13 protein-coding genes and 1 pseudogene are annotated in these 24,363 nt (G+C 69.7%); 11 read left to right on the forward strand and 3 right to left on the reverse strand.

Features of this window, described 5'->3' with window-relative positions; genetic code table 11:
* Window positions 1-2 precede the first annotated feature (2 nt).
* Window positions 3-10,841, forward strand: coding sequence for a type I polyketide synthase (locus tag ACFV2O_RS32875; RefSeq protein ID WP_379255496.1), 10,839 nt, complete (start codon window positions 3-5; stop codon window positions 10,839-10,841).
* Window positions 10,842-10,850: 9 nt separating this feature from the next.
* Entirely contained in the window at window positions 10,851-11,384 is a 534-nt protein-coding gene (locus ACFV2O_RS32880) for a PaaI family thioesterase (protein WP_379255497.1), read from the forward strand.
* 41 nt (window positions 11,385-11,425) lie between these two features.
* Here ACFV2O_RS32880 and ACFV2O_RS32885 read toward each other — a convergent pair whose 3' ends face one another.
* Together ACFV2O_RS32885 and ACFV2O_RS32890 are read right to left on the reverse strand one after the other, a co-directional pair.
* Entirely contained in the window at window positions 11,426-13,456 is a 2,031-nt protein-coding gene (locus tag ACFV2O_RS32885; protein WP_379255499.1) for an FAD-dependent oxidoreductase, read from the reverse strand.
* A 213-nt stretch (window positions 13,457-13,669) separates the two neighbouring features.
* Complete coding sequence (locus tag ACFV2O_RS32890; RefSeq protein WP_379255500.1) at window positions 13,670-14,833, reverse strand: ROK family protein; 1,164 nt, start codon at window positions 14,831-14,833, stop codon at window positions 13,670-13,672.
* A gap of 81 nt (window positions 14,834-14,914) precedes the next feature.
* Between ACFV2O_RS32890 and ACFV2O_RS32895 the strand changes: the two genes are divergently transcribed.
* Genes ACFV2O_RS32895 through ACFV2O_RS32910 form a run of 4 tightly spaced genes read left to right on the forward strand, consistent with a single transcriptional unit; the run spans window position 14,915 to window position 19,089 of the window.
* Window positions 14,915-16,225 carry an extracellular solute-binding protein gene (locus ACFV2O_RS32895; RefSeq protein WP_379255502.1) on the forward strand — a complete coding sequence of 437 codons (1,311 nt, stop codon included), beginning with the start codon at window positions 14,915-14,917 and terminating at the stop codon, window positions 16,223-16,225.
* Window positions 16,226-16,228: 3 nt separating this feature from the next.
* The gene (locus ACFV2O_RS32900; protein ID WP_355078385.1) at window positions 16,229-17,074 is read left to right on the forward strand and encodes a sugar ABC transporter permease; all 846 of its coding nucleotides are present in this window, start codon (window positions 16,229-16,231) and stop codon (window positions 17,072-17,074) included.
* A 43-nt stretch (window positions 17,075-17,117) separates the two neighbouring features.
* Window positions 17,118-17,987 (forward strand): carbohydrate ABC transporter permease, encoded by an 870-nt coding sequence (locus ACFV2O_RS32905; protein WP_379255504.1) that lies wholly within the window; start codon window positions 17,118-17,120, stop codon window positions 17,985-17,987.
* Between the two features lie 13 nt (window positions 17,988-18,000).
* Window positions 18,001-19,089, forward strand: a complete 1,089-nt coding sequence (locus tag ACFV2O_RS32910; protein WP_355078383.1) for an ABC transporter ATP-binding protein — start codon at window positions 18,001-18,003, stop codon at window positions 19,087-19,089.
* An 85-nt stretch (window positions 19,090-19,174) separates the two neighbouring features.
* Here ACFV2O_RS32910 and ACFV2O_RS32915 read toward each other — a convergent pair whose 3' ends face one another.
* Window positions 19,175-19,990 carry an NAD(P)H-binding protein gene (locus ACFV2O_RS32915; protein ID WP_379255506.1) on the reverse strand — a complete coding sequence of 272 codons (816 nt, stop codon included), beginning with the start codon at window positions 19,988-19,990 and terminating at the stop codon, window positions 19,175-19,177.
* A gap of 182 nt (window positions 19,991-20,172) precedes the next feature.
* Between ACFV2O_RS32915 and ACFV2O_RS32920 the strand changes: the two genes are divergently transcribed.
* The 5 genes and pseudogenes from ACFV2O_RS32920 (at window position 20,173) to ACFV2O_RS32940 (ending at window position 24,333) form a co-directional block, all read left to right on the forward strand.
* Window positions 20,173-20,556 carry a hypothetical protein gene (locus ACFV2O_RS32920; RefSeq protein WP_379255507.1) on the forward strand — a complete coding sequence of 128 codons (384 nt, stop codon included), beginning with the start codon at window positions 20,173-20,175 and terminating at the stop codon, window positions 20,554-20,556.
* Window positions 20,557-20,606: 50 nt separating this feature from the next.
* Complete coding sequence (locus ACFV2O_RS32925) at window positions 20,607-21,815, forward strand: hypothetical protein (RefSeq protein WP_379255508.1); 1,209 nt, start codon at window positions 20,607-20,609, stop codon at window positions 21,813-21,815.
* Window positions 21,816-21,894: 79 nt separating this feature from the next.
* Window positions 21,895-22,116 (forward strand): annotated as a pseudogene (locus tag ACFV2O_RS32930) (response regulator transcription factor); the annotation flags it as partial.
* A gap of 379 nt (window positions 22,117-22,495) precedes the next feature.
* Complete coding sequence (locus ACFV2O_RS32935) at window positions 22,496-23,467, forward strand: alpha/beta hydrolase (protein WP_379255545.1); 972 nt, start codon at window positions 22,496-22,498, stop codon at window positions 23,465-23,467.
* A gap of 65 nt (window positions 23,468-23,532) precedes the next feature.
* Entirely contained in the window at window positions 23,533-24,333 is an 801-nt protein-coding gene (locus ACFV2O_RS32940; RefSeq protein ID WP_379255509.1) for an aminoglycoside adenylyltransferase domain-containing protein, read from the forward strand.
* The last annotated feature ends 30 nt before the right edge of the window (window positions 24,334-24,363 follow it).

Raw genomic sequence — 24,363 nt, forward strand, 5'->3', positions numbered from 1 at the left:
CGATGGCCGACACCGACGAGCTACGCCGCTATCTCAAGAAGACGGCGAAGGAGCTCTACGAGACCAAACAACACCTGCGCGAACTCACCGATCGGACGCGGGAGCCCATCGCCATCGTCGGTATGGCCTGCCGGTACCCCGGCGGCGTCCGTTCACCCGAGGACCTGTGGCGCGTCGCCGCCGGGGGCGTGGACGCCGTCGGGGTGTATCCGTCCGACCGTGGCTGGGACCTGGAGCGATTGTTCGATCCCGACCCGGACGTGCCGGGCACGGTCTACACGCGGGAGGGCGGTTTCCTCGATTCCGTCGCCGATTTCGACGCGGGTTTCTTCGGCATCAGCCCGCGCGAGGCCGCCGCGATGGACCCGCAGCAGCGCCTGATGCTAGAGGCGGCGTGGGAAGCGCTGGAAGACGCCGGGATCGACCCGGCCTCGCTGCGCGGTAGCGACACCGGCGTGTTCGCCGGGGTTGCCCACCAGAACTACGGGCCCCGCGTCGGCTCCCCGAATATCACGGCCGAAACGGAAGGCCACGCCTATCTGGGTGTTTCCAACAGCGTGCTGTCGGGCCGGGTCGCCTACACCCTCGGGCTGGAAGGTCCTGCCGTCTCGATCGATACGGCATGCTCGTCATCGCTGGTCGCCCTGCATCTCGCGTGCCGGGCGCTGCGCAACGGTGACGCCACCCTGGCCCTGGCGGGCGGCGTCACCGTGATGTCGGACCCGTCGCTGCTCATCGCGTTCGCGCGGCAGCGCGCCCTCTCACCCGACGGACGGTGCCGGGCCTTCGCGGCGGCGGCCGACGGGACGGGTTTCTCCGAGGGACTCGGCGTGCTGGTGCTCGAACGGCTCTCCGACGCACGGCGGTTCGGGCACACCGTCCTCGCGGTCGTGCGCGGCAGCGCGATCAACCAGGACGGCGCAAGCAACGGACTGACCGCGCCGAACGGCCGGTCGCAGGAAGCCGTGATCGGGCAGGCGTTGCGCGACGCGGGCCTGGAGCCCGCGGACGTCGACGCGGTGGAGGCGCACGGCACGGGCACGATGCTGGGCGATCCGATCGAAGCCAGGGCACTGATCGCGGCCTACGGCGCCCGGCAGGCCGACGCGCCGCTGCGTCTGGGATCGCTGAAATCCAATATCGGCCACACCTCGGCCGCGGCCGGTGTCGGCGGAGTGATCAAGATGGTGCAGGCCATGCGGCACGAGATGCTGCCGAAGACCCTGCACATCGACGCGCCCACCCCCCATGTGGACTGGTCCGCGGGCACCGTGCGGCTGCTGCGGGACAGCGAGCCGTGGCCCGCAGGTGCCAGGGTCCGGCGCGCGGGCGTGTCGTCGTTCGGCGCCAGCGGCACCAACGCCCACGTCGTCCTCGAGGAAGCGCCCGCCGAGCCCGCGGCGGAAGGGGAGCCCGAGCCCGCTACCACGGCGGGGGCCGGGTCGAATCACGCTGCTCCGCAGCACATCCCGTTGCTACTGTCGGCCGGTTCCGGTGCGGCGCTGCGGGCGCAGGCGGATCGCTTGCGGCAGTGGATGGCGGACGACCCGGAAACGGACGCCCGGGATATCGCGCACTCGCTGCTCACCTCCCGTGCCCGGCTGGAGTGGCGCGGAGCGGTCGTCGGTCGCGACCGTGACGAACTCCTAACCGGTCTGGCGGCACTCGCCGAGGGCCGTTCCGCGCCCGGTGTGGTCGAGGACCGCGCCGGCTCGGGACGCACGGCGTTCCTGTTCACCGGCCAGGGTGCGCAGCGCGCCGGGATGGGACGGGAACTGTACGCGGCGTTCCCGGTGTTCGCGGCGGAGCTGGACCGAGTCTGCGCGGAATTCGATCCGCTGCTCGGACGGTTGCTGCGGGACCTGCTCCGCGCCGAGGCGGCGGACGGAGACAGCGCGCCGGGACCGCTGGATCGGACCGAGTACACCCAGCCCGCGCTGTTCGCCTACGAGGTGGCGCTGTACCGGCTCGCCGAATCGTTCGGCCTGACACCGGATGTGCTGCTCGGCCATTCCATCGGTGAGCTCGCGGCGGCGTATGTCGCCGGAGTGTGGTCGCTGCCCGACGCGTGTGCGCTGGTGGCGGCGCGCGGACGGTTGATGGGCGCACTGCCCGCCGGCGGCGCGATGCTGGCCGTGGCGGCGCCGGAAGCGGAGGCGTCGGCCGCGCTCGACGGGTACGCGGGCCGGGTGTCCGTGGCCGCCGTGAACGGGCCCTCTTCCGTGGTGTTGTCCGGTGACGCCGACGCCGTGGCCGAGGTCGAGCGGCTCTTCGCCGCTCAGGGCCGTCGGACGAACCGGCTGCGCGTGAGCCACGCCTTCCATTCGGCGCGGATGGAACCGATGCTGGCCGAGTTCCGTGCCGTGGCCCGCGGTGTGACCTACCGGCAGCCGACGATCCCGATCGTCTCGAACGTTTCGGGCGCACCGGCCGCTGACGAGCTGACCGATCCGGAGTACTGGGTCCGTCAGGTCCGTGCGGCCGTGCGGTTCGCCCCGGGAGTCCAGGCGCTGGCCGCCGGCGGGGTGCGACGATTCCTGGAGATCGGTCCCGACGCGGTGCTGACCGCGATGACCCGCGAATGCTTGACCGAACAACCCGATATCGAGGCCCGCTGCGCGGTGGTCGCCGCCGCACGACGCGGCGCGGACGAGGTCGGGCAGTTCACCGCGTTCCTGGCCGCCGCCCACGCCGCGGGCGCCGACGTGGACTGGAGCCCGATGTTCACCGGTCGGCCGGCGCGCCGGGTCCCGTTGCCCACCTACGCGTTCCAGCGTCAGCGGTACTGGTTGCCGCCGACCGACGGCATCGGCGATGTGGGCCGCGCCGGACTGACGGCGATGGACCATCCGATGCTCGGCGCGGCGCTGGCCCTGGCAGGTACGGACGAGTGGCTGTTCACCGGTCGCCTGTCCACGACGTCGCAGCCGTGGCTGGCCGATCACACGGTGTTCGGCACGGTGCTGTTGCCCGGGACCGCGTTCGTGGAATTCGCGTTGGCAGCCGGCGCGCGAGTGGATGCCGGGACGATCGACGAGCTGGTCCTGGAGGCGCCGCTGCGGCTGGACGAGGGAACCGAAGTAGATATCCAGATCAGTGTCGAAGCGCCCGACGACGCCGGGCGCAGGCGCTTCGTCATCGCCTCGCGGGCCGTCGGCGACCCGACCGCCGGATCCACGCACGCCCGCGGTGTACTCGCTCCCGACACGGCAAACGCGGCGGCGCCCGCCGATACGGACGAGCCGTTCCAGGACGACGACGCGGCCACCGGCGCGGCGCTCTACGACCAACTGGCCGCCCGCGGTCTCGACTACGGACCCGCCTTCCAGGGCGTGCGCCGGTTCGTGCGCCGCGGCGACTCCGTCGTAGCCGAGGTGCGGCTCGGCGAGACCGATTCGGACGCTTCGCGCTTCGGCGTGCACCCCGCACTGCTGGATGCCGCGTTGCACGCCGCCGTCGACCTATTGTCCGCTGATTTCGCCGACAACCAGGCGCCGCTGCCGTTCTCGTTCACCGGCGTGCGGTTGTATCGCGGTGGCGCGAGCGCGGCACGCGTGCTGATCCGGCGGACGGGCTCCGAAGGGGCGCGGGTAGAGCTCCGCGACGATACCGACGCGTTGCTGCTGACGATCGATGCGCTGCGGGCGCGGCCGGTCGACGGCGACGCGGTGCGCAGCGCGCGCTCCGCCGGACCCCACCGTCTCTACGACGTGCGGTGGGCCACAGTGGCTTCCGGCGCCGGGTCCGGCGCGGTGCGGCTGGCGGCGGTCGGCGGACCGTCGGAATCCGCTTTCGAGGAACACTATTCGGATATGGCCGCGCTGGTAGCGGCCGCAGGTACCCCCGCCCCGGGAGCGAACATCCGCGTGCAGCCCGACGCCGTGGTGTGGTTCGCCGAGTCCGGTCCCGGGCACGCCGTCAGCACCGAGGCCGACCGGGTGCGCCGGAGCGTGAACACCGCGCTGGCGGCGGTGCAGTCCTGGTTACGCCTCCCCGAGTCCGGCGACACCCGGCTGGTCGCGGTGACCCGTAACGGCGCCGGACTGCCCGCCGAGGATCCGGATCTGGCGGCCGCGGCGCTCTGGGGCCTGCTGCGCAGCGCGCAGTCGGAGCATCCCGGCCGGATCGTGCTGGTGGACGCCGAGAGCGACGCGGTCATCGGGCCCGAGCTGATCTCGGCGGCCCTCGCGACCGACGAGCCGCAGCTCGCGGCGCGTGGCGGCGAACTGGTCGCGCCCCGGCTCGCCCGGCGTGACGACGCGCCCGGCGCGGCCGTCACCCTGGACCGAGGCACGGTGCTGATCACCGGCGGGACCGGTGGGTTGGGTGCGCTGGTGGCCCGGCACCTGGTCGCGACCCACGGTGTGCGGGATCTCGTTCTGGTGTCACGCCGCGGCGAACGGGCCGACGGTGTGCGCGAACTGGTGGCCGAACTGGCCGGACTCGGTGCTCGGCCGCGGGTACTGGCCTGCGACGTCGGCGACCGCGCCGCGGTGCGCGCCCTGCTCGACCAGCTGGCCGACGGTCCGGAGCTGACCGCCGTCGTCCATGCCGCCGGCGTCCTGGACGACGCGACGCTCGACGCACTCACGCCCGACCGGATCGAGCGGGTGTTCGCGCCGAAGGTCGACGCCGCACTACACCTGGACGAACTCACCCGTGACCGGAATCTGTCGGCGTTCGTGCTGTTCTCCTCGATCGCGGCGGTCCTGGGCTCGGCGGGCCAGGGCAACTATGCCGCCGCGAACTCGGTGCTGGACGCGCTGGCCCGGCGGCGCGTCGCGGCGGGCCTGCCCGCGGTCTCGGTGGCCTGGGGCCCGTGGAACCAGAGCGGCGGGATGACCGCCGAACTGGGACGCGCCGGCCTGGACCGTCTGTCCCGCATGGGCTTCCGCCCCTTGGCCGAGTCCGACGGGCTCGCGCTGTTCGACCGGGCGGCGGGCGCGGGGACGCCGCTGGTCGCCGCCGTGGACTTCGATACCGCGGCATTGTCCGCGCAGGCCCGCGCGGATCTGCTGCCGCCGCTGCTGCGTTCGCTGGTAGCGGTACCGCGCCGTGCCGAGGGCGGCGGTGACCTGGCCGAGCTGCTCGCGTCGGCTGCACCGGACCGGCACGACGCGATCGTGCTGGATTTCGTGCGCCATCAGGTCGCCGAGGTGCTGGGACACGCCACGGGCGAACAGATCGAGGCCGACAAGCCGTTCAGCGAACTGGGCTTCGATTCGCTGGGCGCGGTGGACCTGCGCAACCGCCTCACCAAGGCCACCGGTCTGCGTCTGCCGTCGACGCTGGCCTTCGATCACCCGACGTCCGCGGCGGTCGCCCGGCTGCTGCGTTCCCGGATCGACGGCGCGGGGCAGGGCGTCCGCCCGACGCGGAAGCGCGCGCGAGCCGACGAACCGATCGCGATCGTCGGCATGGCCTGCCGGTACCCCGGCGGAGTCGCGTCTCCGGACGATCTGTGGAACCTGGTTGCCTCGGGGACCGACGCCATTTCCGAGTTTCCCGCCGATCGCGGCTGGGATCTCGACCGCCTGATCGATCCCGATCCCGAACACACCGGAACCTCCTACGTGAAAGAGGGCGGGTTCTTGACGGACGCGGCCGATTTCGACGCCGGGTTCTTCGGCATCGGCCCGCGGGAGGCGAACGCGATGGACCCGCAGCAGCGTTTGCTGCTGGAGGTGTCGTGGGAAGCGCTCGAGCACGCGGGCATCGATCCGACGTCGCTGCGTGGCACCGACACCGGCGTCTACACCGGGGTGATGTACCAGGACTACGAGGTCTTGACCCGCAAGGCGGGACCCGAGGCCGAAGGCTACGTGGGCACCGGCTCGGCGGCCAGCGTGGTCTCGGGACGCATCGCCTATTCGCTCGGTCTGGAAGGCCCCGCGATGACGGTGGATACGGCGTGCTCGTCCTCGCTGGTGGCACTGCACGTGGCGTGCCGGGCGCTGCGACAGGGGGAGAGTTCGCTCGCCCTGGTGGGCGGTGCCACGGTGATGGCCACGCCCACGGTGTTCGTGGAATTCTCCCGCCAACGCGGACTGGCGCCGGACGGGCGGTGCAAATCGTTCTCGGCCGCCGCCGACGGTGTGGCGTGGGCGGAGGGCGCGGCCGTCCTGGTGGTCGAACGGCTCTCGGACGCACGGCGACTCGGCCACAACGTGCTCGCGGTGGTGCGCGGCAGCGCGGTGAACCAGGACGGCGCCAGCAACGGTCTCACCGCGCCGAACGGTCCGTCGCAGGAGCGGGTGATCGCGGCGGCGCTGGCCGATGCCGGGCTCGGGCCGTCGGACGTGGATGCCGTGGAAGCGCACGGCACCGGAACGACACTGGGCGACCCGATCGAGGCACAGGCGTTGCTCGCCACCTACGGCCGGGGCCGCCCGGAAGGTCCGCTGCGTGTCGGCTCGCTCAAATCCAACATCGGCCACACCCAGGCGGCGGCCGGTGTGGGCGGCGTGATCAAAATGGTGCAGGCGCTGCGCCACGAGATGCTGCCGAGAACCCTGCACGCGGAGGAGCTCTCACCGCATGTGGACTGGACGGCCGGATCGGTGCGCGTGCTGACCGACGCCGAATCGTGGACCTCGGGCAGCCGGATACGACGCGCGGGGGTGTCGTCGTTCGGTATCAGCGGCACGAACGCGCACGTGATCCTCGAGGAGGCGCCACCGTCCACGCGTGCCGAGCGACCGGCGGCGGACTCCGGCCCGGTAGCGGGCGGCGTGGTACCGCTGGTGGTCTCCGCGAAATCCGCGGAAGCCCTGCGCGGTCAGGCCGAACGCTTGCGCTCCTGGCTGGCCGATGCGCCGGAGATCGACCCGAGGCGGGTGGCGCGTGCCCTGCTCGACTCGCGCGCGCTGCTGGATCGCCGCGGCGTGGTCGTCGGCCGCGATCGGGAGGAACTGCTCGCCGGGCTGGCCGCGCTGGCGGCGGGAACGACGTCGCCGCACGCGGTCGAGGCACCGGCCGTGCCGGGTACGACGGCCTTCCTCTTCACCGGTGGCGGCGCGCAGCGAGTCGGCATGGGTGCCGGTCTGTATAAGGCGTTTCCGGTGTTCGCGACCGCGCTGGATGAGGTGTGCGCCGAGTTCGACCGGCATCTCGGGGGTTCCCTGCGGGAGGTGATGTTCACCGACGAGGCCGGGGTGCTGGACCGGATGGACTGGATGCAGCCCGCGTTGTTCGCTTTCGAGGTGGCGATGTTCCGGCTGCTCGAGTCGTACGGTCTCCTACCGGACGTGCTCGCGGGTCACTCGCTGGGCGAACTCGTCGCGGCCTACGTGTCCGGGGTCTGGTCGCTGACCGACGCCTGCGTGCTGGTGGCGGCGCGGGGACGGTTGATGGGCGCGGCGCCCGCCGGCGGGGCGATGCTGGCGGCCGCGGTGTCGGAGACGGAAGCGGAGGAAATGCTCAGCGGTCTCGCCGACCGGCTCGCGATCGGGGCTGTGAACGGTCCGGAGTCGGTGGTGTTCTCGGGATACGCCGATGCCGTCGACGAGATGCGGCGGCGGCTGACCGAGGCGGGACGGAAGCACACCCTGCTGCGGATCTCCCACGCGTCCCATTCGATGCTGATGGAACCCGTCCTCGAGGAATTCCGCGCGGTGGCGGAGGGACTGACCTATCGCGAGCCCACCGTGCCGATCGTGTCGAATGTATCCGGCACGCGGGCCGGCGACGAAATACGCGATCCGGGCTACTGGGTGGCGCAGGTGCGCGGCTGTGTGCGCTTCGCGCCCGGGGTGCGCAGCCTCCTCGACTCCGGGGTGCGGCGTTTCATCGAAGTCGGACCGGACGCCGCGCTCACCGCGATGACCGGAGAATGCTTGGCCGAGCGTCCGGAAGTGGCGGCGAAGTCACTGGTGGCGGCCTCGTCCAGGCGTTCGGTCGACGAGGTGACCCAGTTCGTCACGCTCCTCGCCCAGTCCTTCGCGGCAGGCGCACCGGTGCGGCTGCGGTCGCTGCTGCCCGGAGCGGACGCACGGGTGGAATTGCCGACGTACGCGTTCCAGCGCCGCCGGTACTGGGTGCGACCGGCTCCCGAAGTGGTGACCGGCTCGTTCGGCCATCCACTGCTGACCAGCGCGGTGCCGGTCGCGGGCAAGGACGAATGGTTGTTCACCGGCCGGTTCTCCGCGCGCACCCAGCCGTGGATCGGCGACCACGCGGTGTTCGGCTCGGTATTGCTGCCCGGGACGGCCTTCGCGGAGATGGCGCTCGCCGCGGGCGCGCAGGTGGACGCCGGGGTGGTCGGCGAATTGCTGCTGCAAGCTCCGTTGCCGCTCACCGCGAGCGCCGAGATCGAGCTCCAATTGAGCGTCGGGGCGCGCGACGAGCAAGGGCGGCGCGTATTCGCCGTGCACTCCCGCGCGGCCGATCTGGAGTCCGACGGCACGGACCCGTGGGTGCGGCATGCGAGCGGCGTCCTGACCACCGCCGACGACGACCACGCGCCGGTGTGGAGCGAACCGGTGTGGCCGCCGTCCGGCGCGGAGCCGTCGGACGGGTCGCTCTACGACCGGCTGGCGGAGCGCGGCTTCGACTACGGTCCCGGTTTCCAGGGCGTCACCGCGTTGTGGACGCGCGGCGAGCAGACCTTCGCCGAGGTGTCCCTCGACGAATCCGTGAGCGTCGCGGCGGCTCCGTTCGGCATCCATCCGGCGCTGCTGGACGCATGCCTGCACGCGGCGCTCGGCGAGCTGATCGGCGACCTGCCCGCCGGGCAGGTGCCGTTGCCCTTCTCCTTCACCGGTGTGCGCTTGTGGCGCTCCGGTGTCACCGCGGCGCGCGTTCGCGTCGTCCGGGATGCCGAGGGACAGGTCACGATCGACATCGCGGACGACACCGGCTCGCTCGTCGCGCGCATCGATGCGGTCTCCGCACGTCCGATCGCGGCCGACGCGCTGGGCGCGGCGCATGCGGGACGCCGTACGGCACCCCTGACGCTGAGCTGGACGCGCGCGGAGCTACCCGCGCTGCGCGCGGTGCCCGACCGTGTGGCGACGATGGGGCAGGCGCGGGTATCCGGGGTCGGCCGTCACTACCTCGATGCGTCGGAAGTGGCTGCGGCCGAACAGGTTCCGGATATCGTCGTCTGGTCGCTCCCGGAGGGACCTGCGGCCACCGCTGACCCGGTCGAGCCCGGGACGGTGCGGGAGGCGACCCGCACCGCCTGGGAGCTGCTGCGATCCTGGTTGTCGCTCGAGGGGCTGGCGGACACTCGCCTCGTGGTGGCGACCCGCCGCGCGACGGGCCTGAACGGTGAACCGGTCGATCTGGCCGCCGCCGCCGTCACCGGTTTGGTCCGCAGCGCACAATCGGAACAACCGGGTCGTATCGTGCTGCTGGACCACGACGGAGACCTGGACGCCGCGACGGTGCTCGGCGTGCTCGAATCGGGGCACGCCCAAGTGGCGGTCCGCACGGGCGAGATATACCTCCCACGCTTGGCCTATGGCGACGTGCCTACCGAAGAACACGAAAACGTCCGCAGCACAGGCGCGTTCGGAGATGGCACGGTGCTGATCACGGGCGGAACCAGCGGATTGGGCGCGGTGATCGCGCGGCACCTGGTCACCGCACACGGCGTCCGGCATCTGCTGCTGGTGTCGCGGCGCGGCGCGGCGGCCGACGGTGTCGCGGAACTGATCGCCGAGCTGGAACGGCTCGGTGCGCACACCCGGGTCGCCGCGTGCGACGTGGCCGATCGCGCGGCCTTGGCCACCGTGGTCGAGTCGATCGGGACCGAGCACCCGCTGTCGGCGGTGATCCACTCCGCGGGCCTGATCGACGACGCCACCATCGAGACGCTGACCGCTCAGCGGATCGATCGCGTACTCGCGCCCAAGGTCGACGGCGCGCTGCACCTGGACGAGCTCACCCGGGGCCACGACCTGGCCGCGTTCGTCGTGTTCTCCTCGGCCGCGGCGATTCTCGGATCGCCCGGACAGGGCAACTACGCGGCCGCGAACGCGTTCCTCGACGGGCTCGCGCAGGCCCGGCGAGCGCAGGGGCTGCCCGCCTTGTCGGTCGCCTGGGGTTTGTGGAACCAGGACACGGGCATGACCGCCGAAATGGACCGGGCCGCGCTGGCGCGGCTGGAGCGTATGGGTCTGCGGATCCTCGGTGACTCCGACGGTACGGCGCTGTTCGACGCCGCGCTCGCCACGGATGCGGCCATGGTCGCCTGCGTCGAGTTCGACAAGTCCGCTCTGGCCGCGCAGGCGCGTGCGGGGCTGCTGCCCGAAGTGCTGGGCGGCTTGGTCGTCGGCCGCGCCCGCCGGGTATCCAGCGCAACCGCCACCGGCGGACTGCTGGCCGACCTGCTCGCCACCGCGCCGGAGGACGAACGCGACGCGCTGGTGCTCGGATTCGTCCGCGAACACGCCGCGGCGGTGCTGGGATACCAGTCCGCTACGGCGATCGATCCCGAAACTCCGTTCAACGAGATGGGTTTCGATTCACTCGGCGGCGTCGAGCTGCGCAACCGGTTGTCGGAGGGCACGGGCACGCGACTGCCCTCGACGCTGGTGTTCAACTACCCGACGGTGAGCGCGGTGGCGAAACTGCTGCGGTCGCAATGGGAAGCGACCGCGACCACCTCTGCGATCGATGACCAGATCGCCGCGCTCGCCGCGCTGCTGGCGACCCTGCCGTCGGAGGAGGACAAGGCGCGGCTGGCCGAGCGGATCCGCGCGACGCTGACCGACGCCATCGACGAACCCGCGCCCGAGCCAGCGCCGGTCGCCGATCAGGGCCGCGACGCCGTCGAGGCGGCCGCCACGGCGGACGAACTGTTCGCTCTCATCGACCAGCAGATCAGCGGAAAGTAGAGGAAGGCCATGACACCCGACGACGTGTCGACGATCGAAGTGACCGATGGCGTGCGCTCGCTGCACCTGGAGTGGGACGACCCCGGCATCGCCGTGCTGGGCATGATCCAGCTCACCAGGGACGAACTCGTCGAGCGCATCCGTACCGGCGAACTGCCGCTGCCGCCACTGGCCAAACTACTCAACATCGAGGTCGTCGACGCCGCGCCGGGGCGGATGACGCTGCGCCTCACGCCGGACGAGCGGCATGTGAACTTCCTCGGTGTGGTCGGTGGCGGCGTGGTCGGCACGGTGCTCGACGTCGCGATGTGGGGTGCGGTGCAACTGTCGGTGCAGGACAAGTCCATGCTCACGACGGTGAGCATGACGTCCAATCTGGTGCGCGGGGTCTCGCATAACCAGGGGGCGTTGGAGGCGGTCGCGGAGGCGGTGCACGTCGGCCGGACGACGGCCACCGCCGAGAGCCGTCTCGTCGATGCCGCGGGGAAGGTCTACGCGACCGCGACCGCCACGTTCGTCCGGATGGGCGGCGGCAACGGGTGAATTCCGACGGCCCGGGGACCAGGTCCCCGGGCCGTGCGGATTCAGAGTTCGGCCGCGAGCTGAGTGCCCTGCTGGATGGCGCGCTTGGCGTCGAGCTCCTTCGCCTCGTCGGCGCCGCCGATGAGATGCACCCGCACACCTCGGGATTCGAGCTGGTCGTACAGGTCGCGCACCGATTCCTGGCCCGCGCACACCACCACGTTGTCCACTTCGATCACTCGCGGCGCCTGCCGCTGCGGACCGAAGCTGACGTGCAGTCCGCGATCGTCGATCCGTTCGTAGTTGACCCCGCCGATCTGCTGGACTCCGCGCGCGTCCAGTGCGGCGCGGTGGATCCAGCCGGTCGTCTTACCCAAGGTCAGTCCGAACGGCCCCGACTTGCGTTGCAGCAAGGTCACTTCCCGGATCGCCCTGGCAGGCCGGGGGTTTCGCAACTGGCCGCGAGCGTGGATGTCGTCGGTGACACCCCACTCGTCGCGCCATTCGTCGAGCGCGAGGGGGCCTTGGTGGACCGCGGTCAAGAATTCGCCGACGTCGAACCCGATTCCGCCCGCACCGACGACGGCCACCCGGTTGCCCACGGGCTTCTCCTGCCGGATCAGTTCCGGATAGGACAGCACCATGGGGTGATCGATGCCGGGGATCGCGGGAATTCGAGGGCGCACGCCCGTGGCCAGCACCACCTCGTCCCAGCCACCCGCGGCGAGTTGTTCGGCGGTGGCCCGGGCATTCAGATGCACGGTGACGCCGGTGAGTTCGAGTTTGCGCCGGTAATACCGGATCGTCTCGTCGAACTCCTCCTTGCCGGGGATGCGGCGGGCGAGGTCGAATTGTCCGCCGATCCGGTCCTCGGCTTCGAACAGTTCCACCTGGTGCCCGCGCTCGGCCAGGCCGATCGCGGCCGACAACCCGGCGGGACCGGCGCCGACGACGGCGACGCGCTTGGCGCGCCTGGTGGGCAGCAGTTGCAGCAGCGTCTCGTGGCACGCGCGGGGATTCACCAGGCAGGACACGGTCTGCCGGGTGAAGGTGTGGTCCAGGCAGGCCTGGTTGCACGCGATGCAGGTGTTGATCTCGTCCACCCGCGATCCGGCGGCCTTGTTCACCCATTCCGGATCGGCCAGCAGCGGGCGGGCCAGCGAGATGAGGTCCGCCTCGCCGCGCTCCAGGATCTGCTCGGCGACCTCGGGCATGTTGATCCGGTTCGACGCGCACACCGGAATCGAGACATGTTCCTTGAGCGCCGCGGTGTATCCGACGAACGCGGCCCGTGGCACCGAGGTGACGATCGTCGGCACCCGCGACTCGTGCCAGCCGATATCGGTGTTGATGACGTCGACTCCGGCGATTTCGAGTTCCTTCGCCAGGTCGATGATCTCGGCGTAGGTCTGCCCGTCCTCGACGAATTCGGCCAGCGACATCCGGAACATGATGAGCAGGTCGTCGCCGACGGCGGCCCTGGTCCGTGCGGCGACCTCGACCGGGAACCGCCGTCGGTTCGCCGCCGACCCGCCCCAGCGATCGGTCCGGGTGTTGGTGCGCGGCGCGAGGAACTGGTTGATCAGAAAGCCTTCGCCGCCCATGATCTCGACGCCGTCGTATCCGGCCAGCCGCGCCAACCGCGCGCAGCGCACGTGATCGGCGATCGTGGTCTCGATCTCCTGCTCGGTGAACGCCCGCGGTTCGAACGCGGTGAGCGGCGACGCCACCGCCGAGGGCGCCAGATTGGTGGGGATGTTCGAATCGCGCCCACCGTGCAGGATCTGCAGCGCGATCTTGCCACCCGCTTCGTGAACGGCGTCGGTGATCACGCGGTGCCGCTCGGCGTCGGTCTCGTCCAGCATCGCGCACGCGAACGGCCACAGCCATCCGTCGCGGCTGGGGGAGTAGCCGCCGGTGACGATCAGCCCCACGCCGCCGCGTGCGCGTTCGGCGAAGAACGCGGCCAGCCGGTCGATGTGCCAGGCCCGATCTTCCAGCCCGGTGTGCATGGAGCCCATGACAACTCGGTTGCGGAGTTTCACCCTCCCCAGCTCGATCGGCGACAGCAAATGCGGAAAGGCGGAACTCATGGGATGAACCTAACGGTAGCTACCCACCTCCGCAATGGCTGGCGCGGCATGCCATCTGCGATGTACGGCCCGATACGGACAACCGGGTGTTCTGAGGGCGACAACCCGGCAACCTCCGACTCGACCGCCTTCGCCGCCATCGCGAACCAAGCGCCGGGCACGGCTTCGCTACCCGCCGTGCCGAGCGCATACGCCGGGAAGGCCCGCAGCGGATCACACCTCCTGTCGCGCGGCGACCATCGCGTCCACGGTCGCCGGGGACAGCATCTCGTCCGCGACCAGACCCGCCAGCCCCACGAACGCCCCGTTCTCACCCAGCCGCGAGGGGCCGAGGTCGAGATCGCGCAACGCGCTCGGGTGCGCGTTCGACTCGACGCCGCGCCGCACCCCCTCGAGAAACGGCGGCAGCACCCCGATCGCCCCGCCGACGCGGACATGAGCCGGATTCACGATCGACACCATCGTCGCGAGCACGGTACCGACCAGGCGCCCGGCCCGCTCGGTCGAGCGAATCGCCTCGGGGCTGCCGTGGCCGACCAGCCGGACCACGTCGGCCGTCGTGCGTACGCCCAGTTCCCGGGCCAGCGCCTGCCCGCCCGCGCCCGCCGCCACACACCCACGGCGGCCGCAGCTGCAGAGCTGCCGACTGCCCTCGATCCGCAGGTGCCCGATCTCGCCCGCCGAGCCGCTCACGCCACGGTGCACGCGTCCGGAGATCACCACGCCCGCGCCGATTCCGGTCCCCACCTTCACACCGACAAGGGTCGCGGCAGGACGGTCCAGCGCGCGGAAGTCGCCGAATGCCAGAGCATTCGCGTCGTTCTCCAGCAGCACCGGGACACCGAGCGCGTCGGCGAACGGTTCGCGCAGCGCAGCGCCGTTCCAGTCCGGCATGGTCGGCGGCGCGACGGTCACTCCGCTGTCGTGGTCGATCTGGCCCGGCACCGACAGGCCGATCGCGCACAAGCTCTCCGCTCGCCCGGTCCGCCGCAGCAGCTTCCGTCCCGTGTCGAGCAGCATCGGCACGACCTGTGCCGGGCTGTGCCGCAGGGGGAGCCGCCGGTCCTCTCTCGCGAACACCGTCCCGCGCAGGTCGACCACGGCCAGCGTGGCATGGCTCTGTCCGAGATCGGCGACGAGCGCGGTGCTTCCGGTGTCGTCGACCTCGAGCATTTCGGCGCGTCGTCCTCCGCTCGATTCCTTGTGCCCCGCGTGGCGGACGAGCCCGAGACCGCGCAGCGCCTCCAGCCGCTCGGTCAGCGTCACCCGCGACAACCCCGCGAGTTCCTGCAGCTCGAGCCGGGTCAGCGGCCCCGTGGCGCGCAGCAGGGCGAGCACATGTCCTGGCGAAGTGGGGCTGGAGGGTGTCGCGGGCATATTGACAATATCTCTCAGCGCACTTATGTTAACCAACCTGACAAAAGCTTGAAACCCGTTGTGCCCTAACAGGAGCCATGCATGCTGGTATCCGGTTCGACGCGCAGATCCTTCCTGCGCGCGGTGGGCTCCGGCGCGGCGGCCCTGTCCGCCGCGGCCTGTACCGGATTCGCGACCAGCGGCAACGGCGGCATGATCTTCCTGTCCACCCAGTTCCGTCCCGCCGACGAGGCCGAGCGGTTCCGTACCCTGCTTGCCGCCGCCGCGCCCGGCGTCGGCTACGTGACCATCGAGGAGAGCCCGTTCGCGAGCCAGGTGCGCAGCCAGGTCGACGCCGGCGCGACCAAGATCGGTCTGCTCGGCGGTCTGCACGGCGACCTCGCCCCGCTCGCCGACGGCTACCTGGAAGACCTCACCGGTCTGCTCGCCGACTTCGGCGCCCGCGGCTGGTCGGCGGAATACCTGAAACTCGCGAAGGTCGGCACCGACCGTACGTGGTACATCCCATGGGCCACGGCGAGTTACGTCCTCGCCGCGCACGCGGACGCGCTCGAACACCTGCCGCCCGGAGTCGATGCCGCGTCGCTGACCTATGACCAGTTCCTCGACTGGGCCGTCGCCGCGCGCCGCGCCAATGGCAATCGCCCCGTGCTCGGCCTGCCCGCGGGCCCCAAGGGCCTGCTGCACCGGTTCGTCCAGGGCTTCCTGTTGCCCTCGTTCACCGGCGGCCAGATCACCACGTTCCGCTCTAACGAGGCCGTGACGGCCTGGCAGTACCTGCGTGAGCTGTGGGCCAACTGCGTCCAGTCGAGTACGAATTTCGACTTCATGCAGGAGCCGCTCGACAGCGGCGAGGCGCGGATGGCGTGGGACCACGTCGTGCGCTTGGTCCACGCGCCCGAGCGCGACCCGCGCGACTGGCGGATGCTTCCTGCGCCGCGGGGCGCACACGGCCTCGGCTATATGGCCGTGATCGCCGGGCTCGCGATCCCCAGGGGCAGTACGGACCCCGAACTCGCGCAGCGGACGATCGGCACGCTCACCCGCCCGGAAACCCAACTGCGGCTGCTTCGTTCCAACGGCTTCTTCCCGGCGGTCGACGCGGCGATCCCCGCCGACCTGCCACCGGCCGTCCAGCTCGAGGCCGACGCGGTGCGCAAGCAGCAGGAGGCGCCCGGCGCCATTCTCTCGTTGCCGCCGGTGGGTCTGGGTCAGCGTGAAGGTGAGGTGAGCAAGGTCTTCAAAGACAGCTTCCGTTCGATCGTGCTGGACGGGGCGGATATCCGCGCCACGCTGGATCAGCAGGCCCGGGTGCTGCAAGGCATCCTCGACGAGCTGAAAGTGCCGTGCTGGGCTCCTGACCCGGCCGCCGACTTCTGCCGGGTGGGCTGAGCCATGATGTCGCGTCTACGCTCCCCGTGGATCCTGCTGCTGCCGTCGATCGTCCTGATGTCGGCCCTCTTCGGCTGGCCGCTCGTGCAGGCCGTGCTCGAGGCGTTCCGTGGCGGCGACGGATTCACCCTCGCCAACTGGGACCGGCTGTTCGACGATCCCTACGTCCTCCCCGCGCTGCGCAACACACTCCTGCTGATCGCGATCGTCGTGCCGGTCCAACTGGTGCTCGCCGTCGCCATGGCGCTGCTCATGCAGGCCCGGCCGCGGTTCGCCGGCGGCCACTTCTACCTGTGGTGCCTGCCGCTGGCGATCTCCGAACTGGCCGCGGGCCTGGTGTGGCTGTCCATCTTCGACAACCGCGGCTACCTGAACTCGCTGCTGGTCGGCATCGGGCTCTCCGACGACGGCGTGCAGTGGCTCGGCTACCGGAACGCGGGCACCATGCTGCTCGCCGTGGTGGTCGCCGAGATCTGGCGCGCGACGTCACTGGTGTTCGTCATCGTGGTGGCGGGCGTGCAGATGATCCCGCGCGACTACGACGAGGCCGCGCAGGTGTTCGGAGCGAACCTGTGGCAGCGGCTGCGGCATGTGACGCTGCCGCTGCTGGGTCCGAGCTTGCAAGTGGCGCTGATCTTGCGGACCATCCTCGCGCTGCAGGCTTTCGCCGTGGCGCAGGCATTGACCGGCCGGGACTTTCCGCTGCTGGTCGGCGAGACCTACGAGTGGTACGCGAATCTGCAGAATCCCGCGGTCGCCAGCGCCGTCTCGCTGATCGTGCTGGCGATCTCGCTCGCTACCGCGGTGTTCTACCTGCGTGCGGTCCGGCAGCCGGAGCAGGCCCGATGAGTCGTGATCATGCGGCAGAGGGCCGCAGGAGGCGAGGAGCGCGATGAACTCGGCCGAGGCGCCGTCGCGGCGCGTGCTGCCACCCATCGACCGCGCACCCCTGCGCAGGCGCCGCCTGCGCGCGGTGGGGGTGCAGACGGCCTGCACTGCTGTAAGCCTGTTCATGGCGCTGCCGATCGTGCTCATCGGACTCGCCGCGTTGTCCTCCCGCGAGGCGCTCAACGAGTTCCCGAAGTCGCTGGTCCCGAAGGAGTTCTCCACCGAGACCCTGGTCTCGTTCTTCCGCGCGACCGGGACCCTTGCCGCATTGGGCAACTCGGTGCTGGTCGGCCTCTACACGGTGTTCTGGTCGCTGGTGGTCGGGGCGCCCGCGGGATACGCGCTGGCCCGCCATGCTTTTCGCGGCAAAGACACCTACCAGGTCTTCATTCTCTTCGTGCGCGCGCTGCCGATCGTGGTGCTCTCGGTGCCGCTGGCCACGGTGTTCCTGCGGATCGATGTGTACGACACGGTGTTCGCCGTGACATTGGTGCACACCACGCTCGCATTGCCGACCACCGTGCTCATCACGGCGAGCATCTTCGTCGCGGTGCCGCCGGATCTGGAGGAGGCGGCCCGGGTCTTCGGGTGCAGTCGATGGCAGGCCGCGCGCCGGGTCGTGGTGCCGCTCGCGCTGCCGGGTCTGGCGGCGTCCTCGATCTTCACATTCGTCCTGTCGTGGAACGAGATCCTCGGCGCGACGATCGTGACGCTCGGGCACCGCACGCTGCCCGCGCAGGTGCTCACGGCGCTGGGTGAGGCGTCGACCGCGTACCGCTTCGCCGGTGGCTTCGCGCTGATCATCCCGGCGCTGGTGTTCATCTTCGTGATGCGGCGCTACCTGGTGAACATGTGGGGGACGACGCTCAGATGACAGGGGTTCGCTGATGGCCGAGGTGATTGTCCGGGATCTGGTGAAGACCTATCCCGGCGGCACGGCGCGTGCTACCGACGAGGTCTCGCTGGAGATCGCCGACGGCGAGTTCATGGTGCTGTTGGGGCCTTCCGGCTGCGGCAAGACGACCTTGCTGCGCATGATCGCCGGGCTGGAGCTGCCGGACTCGGGGCAGATCGTGATCGGCGGCAAGGACGTCACCTACCTCGAACCGCGGCGGCGCAACCTGTCGATGGTCTTCCAGTCCTACGCGGTCTTCCCCAACAAGAAGGTCGCCGACAATATCGGCTTCGGCCTGCGCGTGCACGGTGTGCCCGCCGAGGAGATCCGGCGCAAAGTCGCCTGGGCCGCCGAACTGCTGCAACTCACCCCGTACCTGGACCGCTACCCGGCGCGGCTGTCCGGCGGGCAGCGCCAGCGTGTCGCGGTGGCGCGGGCCATCGTGATGGACGCCGACGTGCTGCTCATGGACGAGCCGCTGTCCAACCTGGACGCGCTGCTGCGACTGTCGTTCCGGGCCGAGCTGAAACGACTCGTCGCGGAACTCGGCACCACGACCGTCTACGTCACCCATGACCAGGTCGAGGCGCTGTCGCTCGGCAACCGGGTCGCCGTGATGCGGGACGGATCGATCGTCCAGTGCGGCCCGCCGACCGAGGTCTACGACGACCCGGCGACGGAATTCGTCGGCGGTTTCCTCGGCAGCCCGCCGATGAACTTCCTCACCGGCGTGGTCTCCGCGGCGGAGGACGGGCCGCGGATCGACCTGGGCGGGCAATCGCTCGCCGTGCCCGCGGCGCTGTCGTCGTTCGAGGGCGGCGCCCTCCGGCTAGGTATCCGCCCCGAGGCCATCGTGGTGCGCGAAGGCCCCGCGGACGCGACGGTGCGTGGTGAACTCGAAGTGCTGGAGCCACTCGGCTCCTCGACCCTGCTCACCACCCGCGTCGGCGGTCAGACCGTGAAAGTCCAAGCGCCGCCGAGCTTTCGTGCGGCCGAGGGCGACCCCTCCGATCTCTACCTGCCACCCGAAGCGTGCCGTTGGTACGACCCGGAAACCGGAATGCTGCTGAACCTCGACTGATCCGCCACGGGGCGACTGCGGTACGGAGCCGTCGCGCCCGGTCGCGGCTGGTACCTTCGATCGGCGGTAATCCCGCGCGGATGAATCACCGGAAGGCGTCCGCGTGGGCCGTGGCCCACTGACCGAACGTCCGTGGCGCGCGGCCGATGACCTCTTCTACCGTCGGTCGGACAATGGATTCGTCGATGGCTCCGTTCACGTAGAAGTCGAAGAAGGCGTCCACGTACTCGACGGGGGTGGTGCGGAGCATGTCGGCGCGGGCCTCCTCGTCGCCGAGGCCCTGACAGATGAGGTCGCGGCCGATGGCCTCGGCCAGGATCGCGACCTGCTCGGCGGGCGTGAGCGGCTCCGGCCCCGTAGGCCAGAGGATTTCGCCGTGATGACTGTTGTTCCGCAGTATGGTGGCGGCTACCGCGCCGATGTCCTGCGGATCCAGAGCGGCCGTGCGCACCTCGGGGAACGGAGCGCGAATCACGTCTCCTTCGCGCAGCTGGGGGAGCCAGCGCAGCGCGTTGGAGGCGAAGGCGCAGGGGCGCAGAATGGTCCATGCCGCAGCGTATTCGGTGACTTCCTGCTCGGAGGCCATCATATAGCGGGTGACGGCATTGGAGGTGTCGCCGGTGCCCGCGGAAACACCCGACAGTTGCACGATGTGTTCGACGCCGGCCTTCGCGGCCGCCTGCGCGACCGCTGGATAACCGGGCAGCAGGAACAACGCACCTACCCCGTCGAAACTCAGGGTCTCCGGAGACGTGAGGTCGCCCGCCACGGCTTCCGCTTCCGGGGGCACGACTGCACGCTGCGGATCGCGCACCAGCGCGCGCACCGGCTCGCCCGCCGCGGCCAGGGCTTGCACAACTTCAGCGCCGACATTGCCGGTCGCTCCTGTCACGAGAATCATTGCGCTGATCCTTCCAGTTCCCAACGTTTTTCGTGAGACCGTTGCAGGTACCTGCAACGCCCTGTGCAACCTTCGCCCTCCATCCGGCGGAGTATCACGCTGTGAGATGTACGCCTATGCCGTCGAGGAGTCTGCCGAGCCCGAATTCGAACAAGCCCTCGGCGACAGCCGCCGCCTCTCCGATGGCGGAAGTCTTCGACGGCATCTGGAACCGCGCACGCGACCTGGACGAACTTCCGGTCTCACCCGTCGAGCAGCGGGTCTTGCGCGCGCTTACCCGCTACGACACCGACGACTCGGCGGCACGTGCGCTGAATGTCTCGGTGCGCAAGTTCCGCGGTCATGTCGCCGACCTGATGGACCGGCTGGGCGCACGCACCCGATTCCAGGCCGCCCTGCTCGCGAAAGAGCAGAAGTTGCACATTGCGCTGCAAGAACCTGCGGATCCATGGGATCCGGCGGCGGAGCCGACTGATGCAGCGGAGCACGAGCAACGCTCGCGTGCGGTAGGTCGCAGTTCGCGGCCGACTGCGCTGTGGAACGATGAGGCAAAGCGCCGGAACTGATGGTCTGCTATAGGTTTCAGACGAACACCAAGGTGCCGTGAGGAGGACCGATGGATGCCGAACGCACCGGCAGCAAGGTCGTTGACCCCGGCCGCTTCGATCCGGACACACCGAAGCGAGGGACCTCCCAGCACCCCGATCGTCGGGTGCCGGCGCGTGTCCACCGCACCATCTTGCGCGAACGCGTAGTGCCGCTGCTGGCAACAATAGTGGGATTGGCAGCCGTGCTGGCTGTGGCGATAGCAGGTACCGCAGTCCTGCTGATCGGATATGGCTATTTCGAACAAGGACGCGACCAGGCCGAGCGTGACAGCTGGTCACGCAAGATCGAGACTGCCATCCGGGCCCTTCCGGGGGTGACCGACGTGTCACACCGGTTCGAGCACTACAAGGGCAAACACTTCAACGCCGAACTCGACGTGCGGCTCAGGGACGACGCCACACCGGCCGAGGCCGCGTCTGTGGTGAGTGCCATGGGCGCTCAACAGCTTCCGCGGCGTTTCCAAGGCGACCCGACAGAGGTCACCATCGACCGGATGGCGGACACCTATTCCGCATACTGGCTTTTCGGCCGTGACGTGAGCACTGAAGCGAACGCCGCAGACAGCTGGGCGCGACTATGGGCCGCCGGCACCGAAGTGCACTGGTCCTCGCGCGGCGGCGACGCGAGCCGCATAACCAACGCCATCGACGTCCGAGCGGGCTCCGAGAGCGAACCTCACCGCGCCACCGCGGCGATGCGCCGAATCATCCGGGACTTCCCCGAACTGGCATCCAACCAGTGGACCGTATCCACCGTTCATGAGCGGGAGCGCGGGTTCACCAATCACTCGGAACGGCGCCCCGGGTCGTATCCCTGGCCCCATGATCGCCTCACCCCCCACCAAGAGCCCACCCCTCGCTTCCCGTCCGATGACGAACTCGACCTGTGGCAGTGGTTCCTGACCGATCAACCTTTCCCGTTCTTCGTTCGGGTGTCGGTCTACGACCCGCCCTCCGAAGGCCGCGCACTGGGCGTCACCGTAGTCCCCCCCGTGGGTACGGAATTCAGCGCCGCGCAGACCACACAACTCGCCGATCTGCATCTTCCCTACCTGGCAGGCTCCGGCGCGGCGGTCGACTACACGATCTACACACCCAACGGCCCCGTCCACTCCTACGGCCCCTTTTTCGAGGTCGTGGTCGGCGGCTGCCAGACACCCGGGTACAACGTCTTACCTGAGTCGCAGCCCTACGTGCGTCAGTACGAACGCTGCTAGGCGTCGCCGCATGGCGGCGAGGTGAGTTGGATTCCGCCCAAACGCTATTGCGGCAAGCACTACGCGGGCCGCTGATACCGCGCTCACATCGGTGCGGTCGGCGAAGCTGACCAAACGTGAACGGCAGGTCGCCGGTTTGGTTGCGCAGGGACTCGGCAACAAGCAGATCGCAGCCGAATCGGTGATTTCGCCACGCACCGCGCAAGGACACGTCGAACACGTGTTGACCGAACTGGGGTTCAATTCCCGCGCTCAGATTGCTGTGTGGGTCATAGACGAATCCCGGCAAGAAAAGTCGTGAGCAAGCCTCGGTTTCGCCGCCACTCGATACCGGGGATGTCAGCGGTGCCCGTAGGGCAGAGGAACTCATGAATTCGCGACGAATGTATCGCGTCCCTAAGGAGATCTTGATCTCTTCGTGAGGTGTCCAGACCCATCGGACGGGGGAAGTGCACCCGCCCTGTCGAGTTCTAGCGTTGACAAAGTTTCCGCGCCCGTCGAGCAGCTGCGACGGCGCCGGTCGACGAACGCCACGGTCCGGTCTCGAAGAAAGACGAACGATGAAACGAAGTTCCGACGTCGACACCGGTCTCCCGGCCACACCTGCCGCCGATTCGGGCAGCGTGCGGAGGAGAATCGAAATAGTCCGGCGCTGTTCGGGGCACGCGCTCATCGTGCTCATGGCGGTGTTCGCCGTGACCGCGGGAGTGGTCGCGGCATCGCCGCCCGCGAGCGCCGATGCCGCGTCGATCACCGGTTCCTGGCCGGAGGACGATCGGACCGTGCAGGTGCGGGTGCATTCCGAGGCGATGGGGCAGGACATCATGGTGAAGGTGCTGCGCCCGGCGGACCGTTCGGTGCCGCGGCCGACGTTGTATCTGTTGAACGGTGGCGGCGGTGGTCAGGACAGCGCGACCTGGCAGAAGAACACCGACGTGCTGCGCTTTCTCGCCGAGAAAGACGTGAACGTCGTCCAGCCGGTGGGCGGGCGTTGGAGCTATTACACCGATTGGCGCGCGCCCGATCCGAAACTCGGTGTGTACAAGTGGAAGACCTTCCTCACCGAAGAGTTGCCACCGCTGATCGATGCCGAGTTCGGCACTACCGGGGTGAATGCCGTCGCGGGCTTGTCCACCTCCGGTACCTCGGTGCTCCAGCTGCCGATCGCGAAACCCGGTCTGTATCAGGCGGTTGCGGCCTACAGCGGTTGCGCGCAGATCAGCGACCCGATCGGCCGCGAGTTCGTGAAACTCGCCGTGGAGAGCTGGGGCGGCGGCGACACCGAGAACATGTACGGCCCGCCCGACGACCCGATGTGGGCGGCCAACGACCCGTACCTACACGCCGACCGATTGCGCGGTATACGGCTGTTCCTGTCCACGGGAACCGGAGTGCCTGGCATGTACGACGTCTACAACGGCGCCTACGCTCAGCCAGGGCCGCGCGGTTACCTCAACCAACTGGTGCTGGGCGGTGTGATCGAGGCCGCGGTGAACTGGTGCACGCACAACATGCGCGACCGCCTCGACTCCCTCGGCATCCCCGCCATCTACGACTTCCAGCCCACCGGGACCCATTCGTGGGGGTATTGGCAGGAAGCGCTGAAGAATTCGTGGCCCGTGTTGGCCGACGGACTGGGGCTGCCCCGCTGAGCCGAAGGCCGCGTGGGCTCCGGCCGATCCGAGCCCCGAGGCGGCCTTGGCGGATACTGGCCCGCATGACCGACATCCTGGCGGATTCCCACCTCCTCCCGGCTGAGTTGCGGCCTTACCTCGATGCGCTGGTGCGACGAGCCCGCACCGTCTGCGGGCGTCATCTGACGAGTGTTTTCGCCGTGGGATCGGTCGCGCTCGCGGACTATCGGCACGGGCGAAGCGACGTGGACGTGGTCATCGTCGTCGCGCCGTCGCTTCCCGCGCGGGCATTGCGCGAACTGGCCGAATCGCTCGCGCACTCGTCGCTGCCATGCCCCGCGGCCGGTCTGGAACTCGTGGTCTACAACTCGGATTTCATCGCCGCATCGTCCAGCGCGGCCGGTTATCTCATGGACCTCAACACCGGCCCCCTGTTGCCGAACCGCGCCAGCTTCGATCCGGCGGACTCATCGGCCTTCTGGTACGTCATCGATCGCTCCATCGCCCACGAGACCGGACGCCTCCTGTACGGGACTCCCGTGCGGCAGGTCGTCGCGGCACCGTCACGGCGCGACGTTCATGCCGCGCTGCTGGCTTCGGTACGCGAACACGCTGGGGGAGAGGGTCATCTGGGTGACAACCGAGTGCTGAACGGCTGTCGAGCAGTAGCGTTCTGTCGCACCGGTCGCTGGCTGGCCAAACGCGAAGCGGCACAGATGATCGCGAAGTCCGAAGAAGACTTCGCCCCCCTCATCGACACAGCGCTGCGCAGCTTCGAGCACCCCCGCACGGCCGCACTCGCACTGCCCACCACCGACGTGCGAGCCTTTCTGGCGTGGGTGGGGGACCGCGTCGACGAAGCCGCGACTCAAACGCCATGCTGATACGTAGACATGCGCATCTGAACATTGGAT

Source organism: Nocardia sp. NPDC059691 (assembly GCF_042733915.1).
GTDB classification, from domain to species: domain Bacteria; phylum Actinomycetota; class Actinomycetes; order Mycobacteriales; family Mycobacteriaceae; genus Nocardia; species Nocardia sichangensis.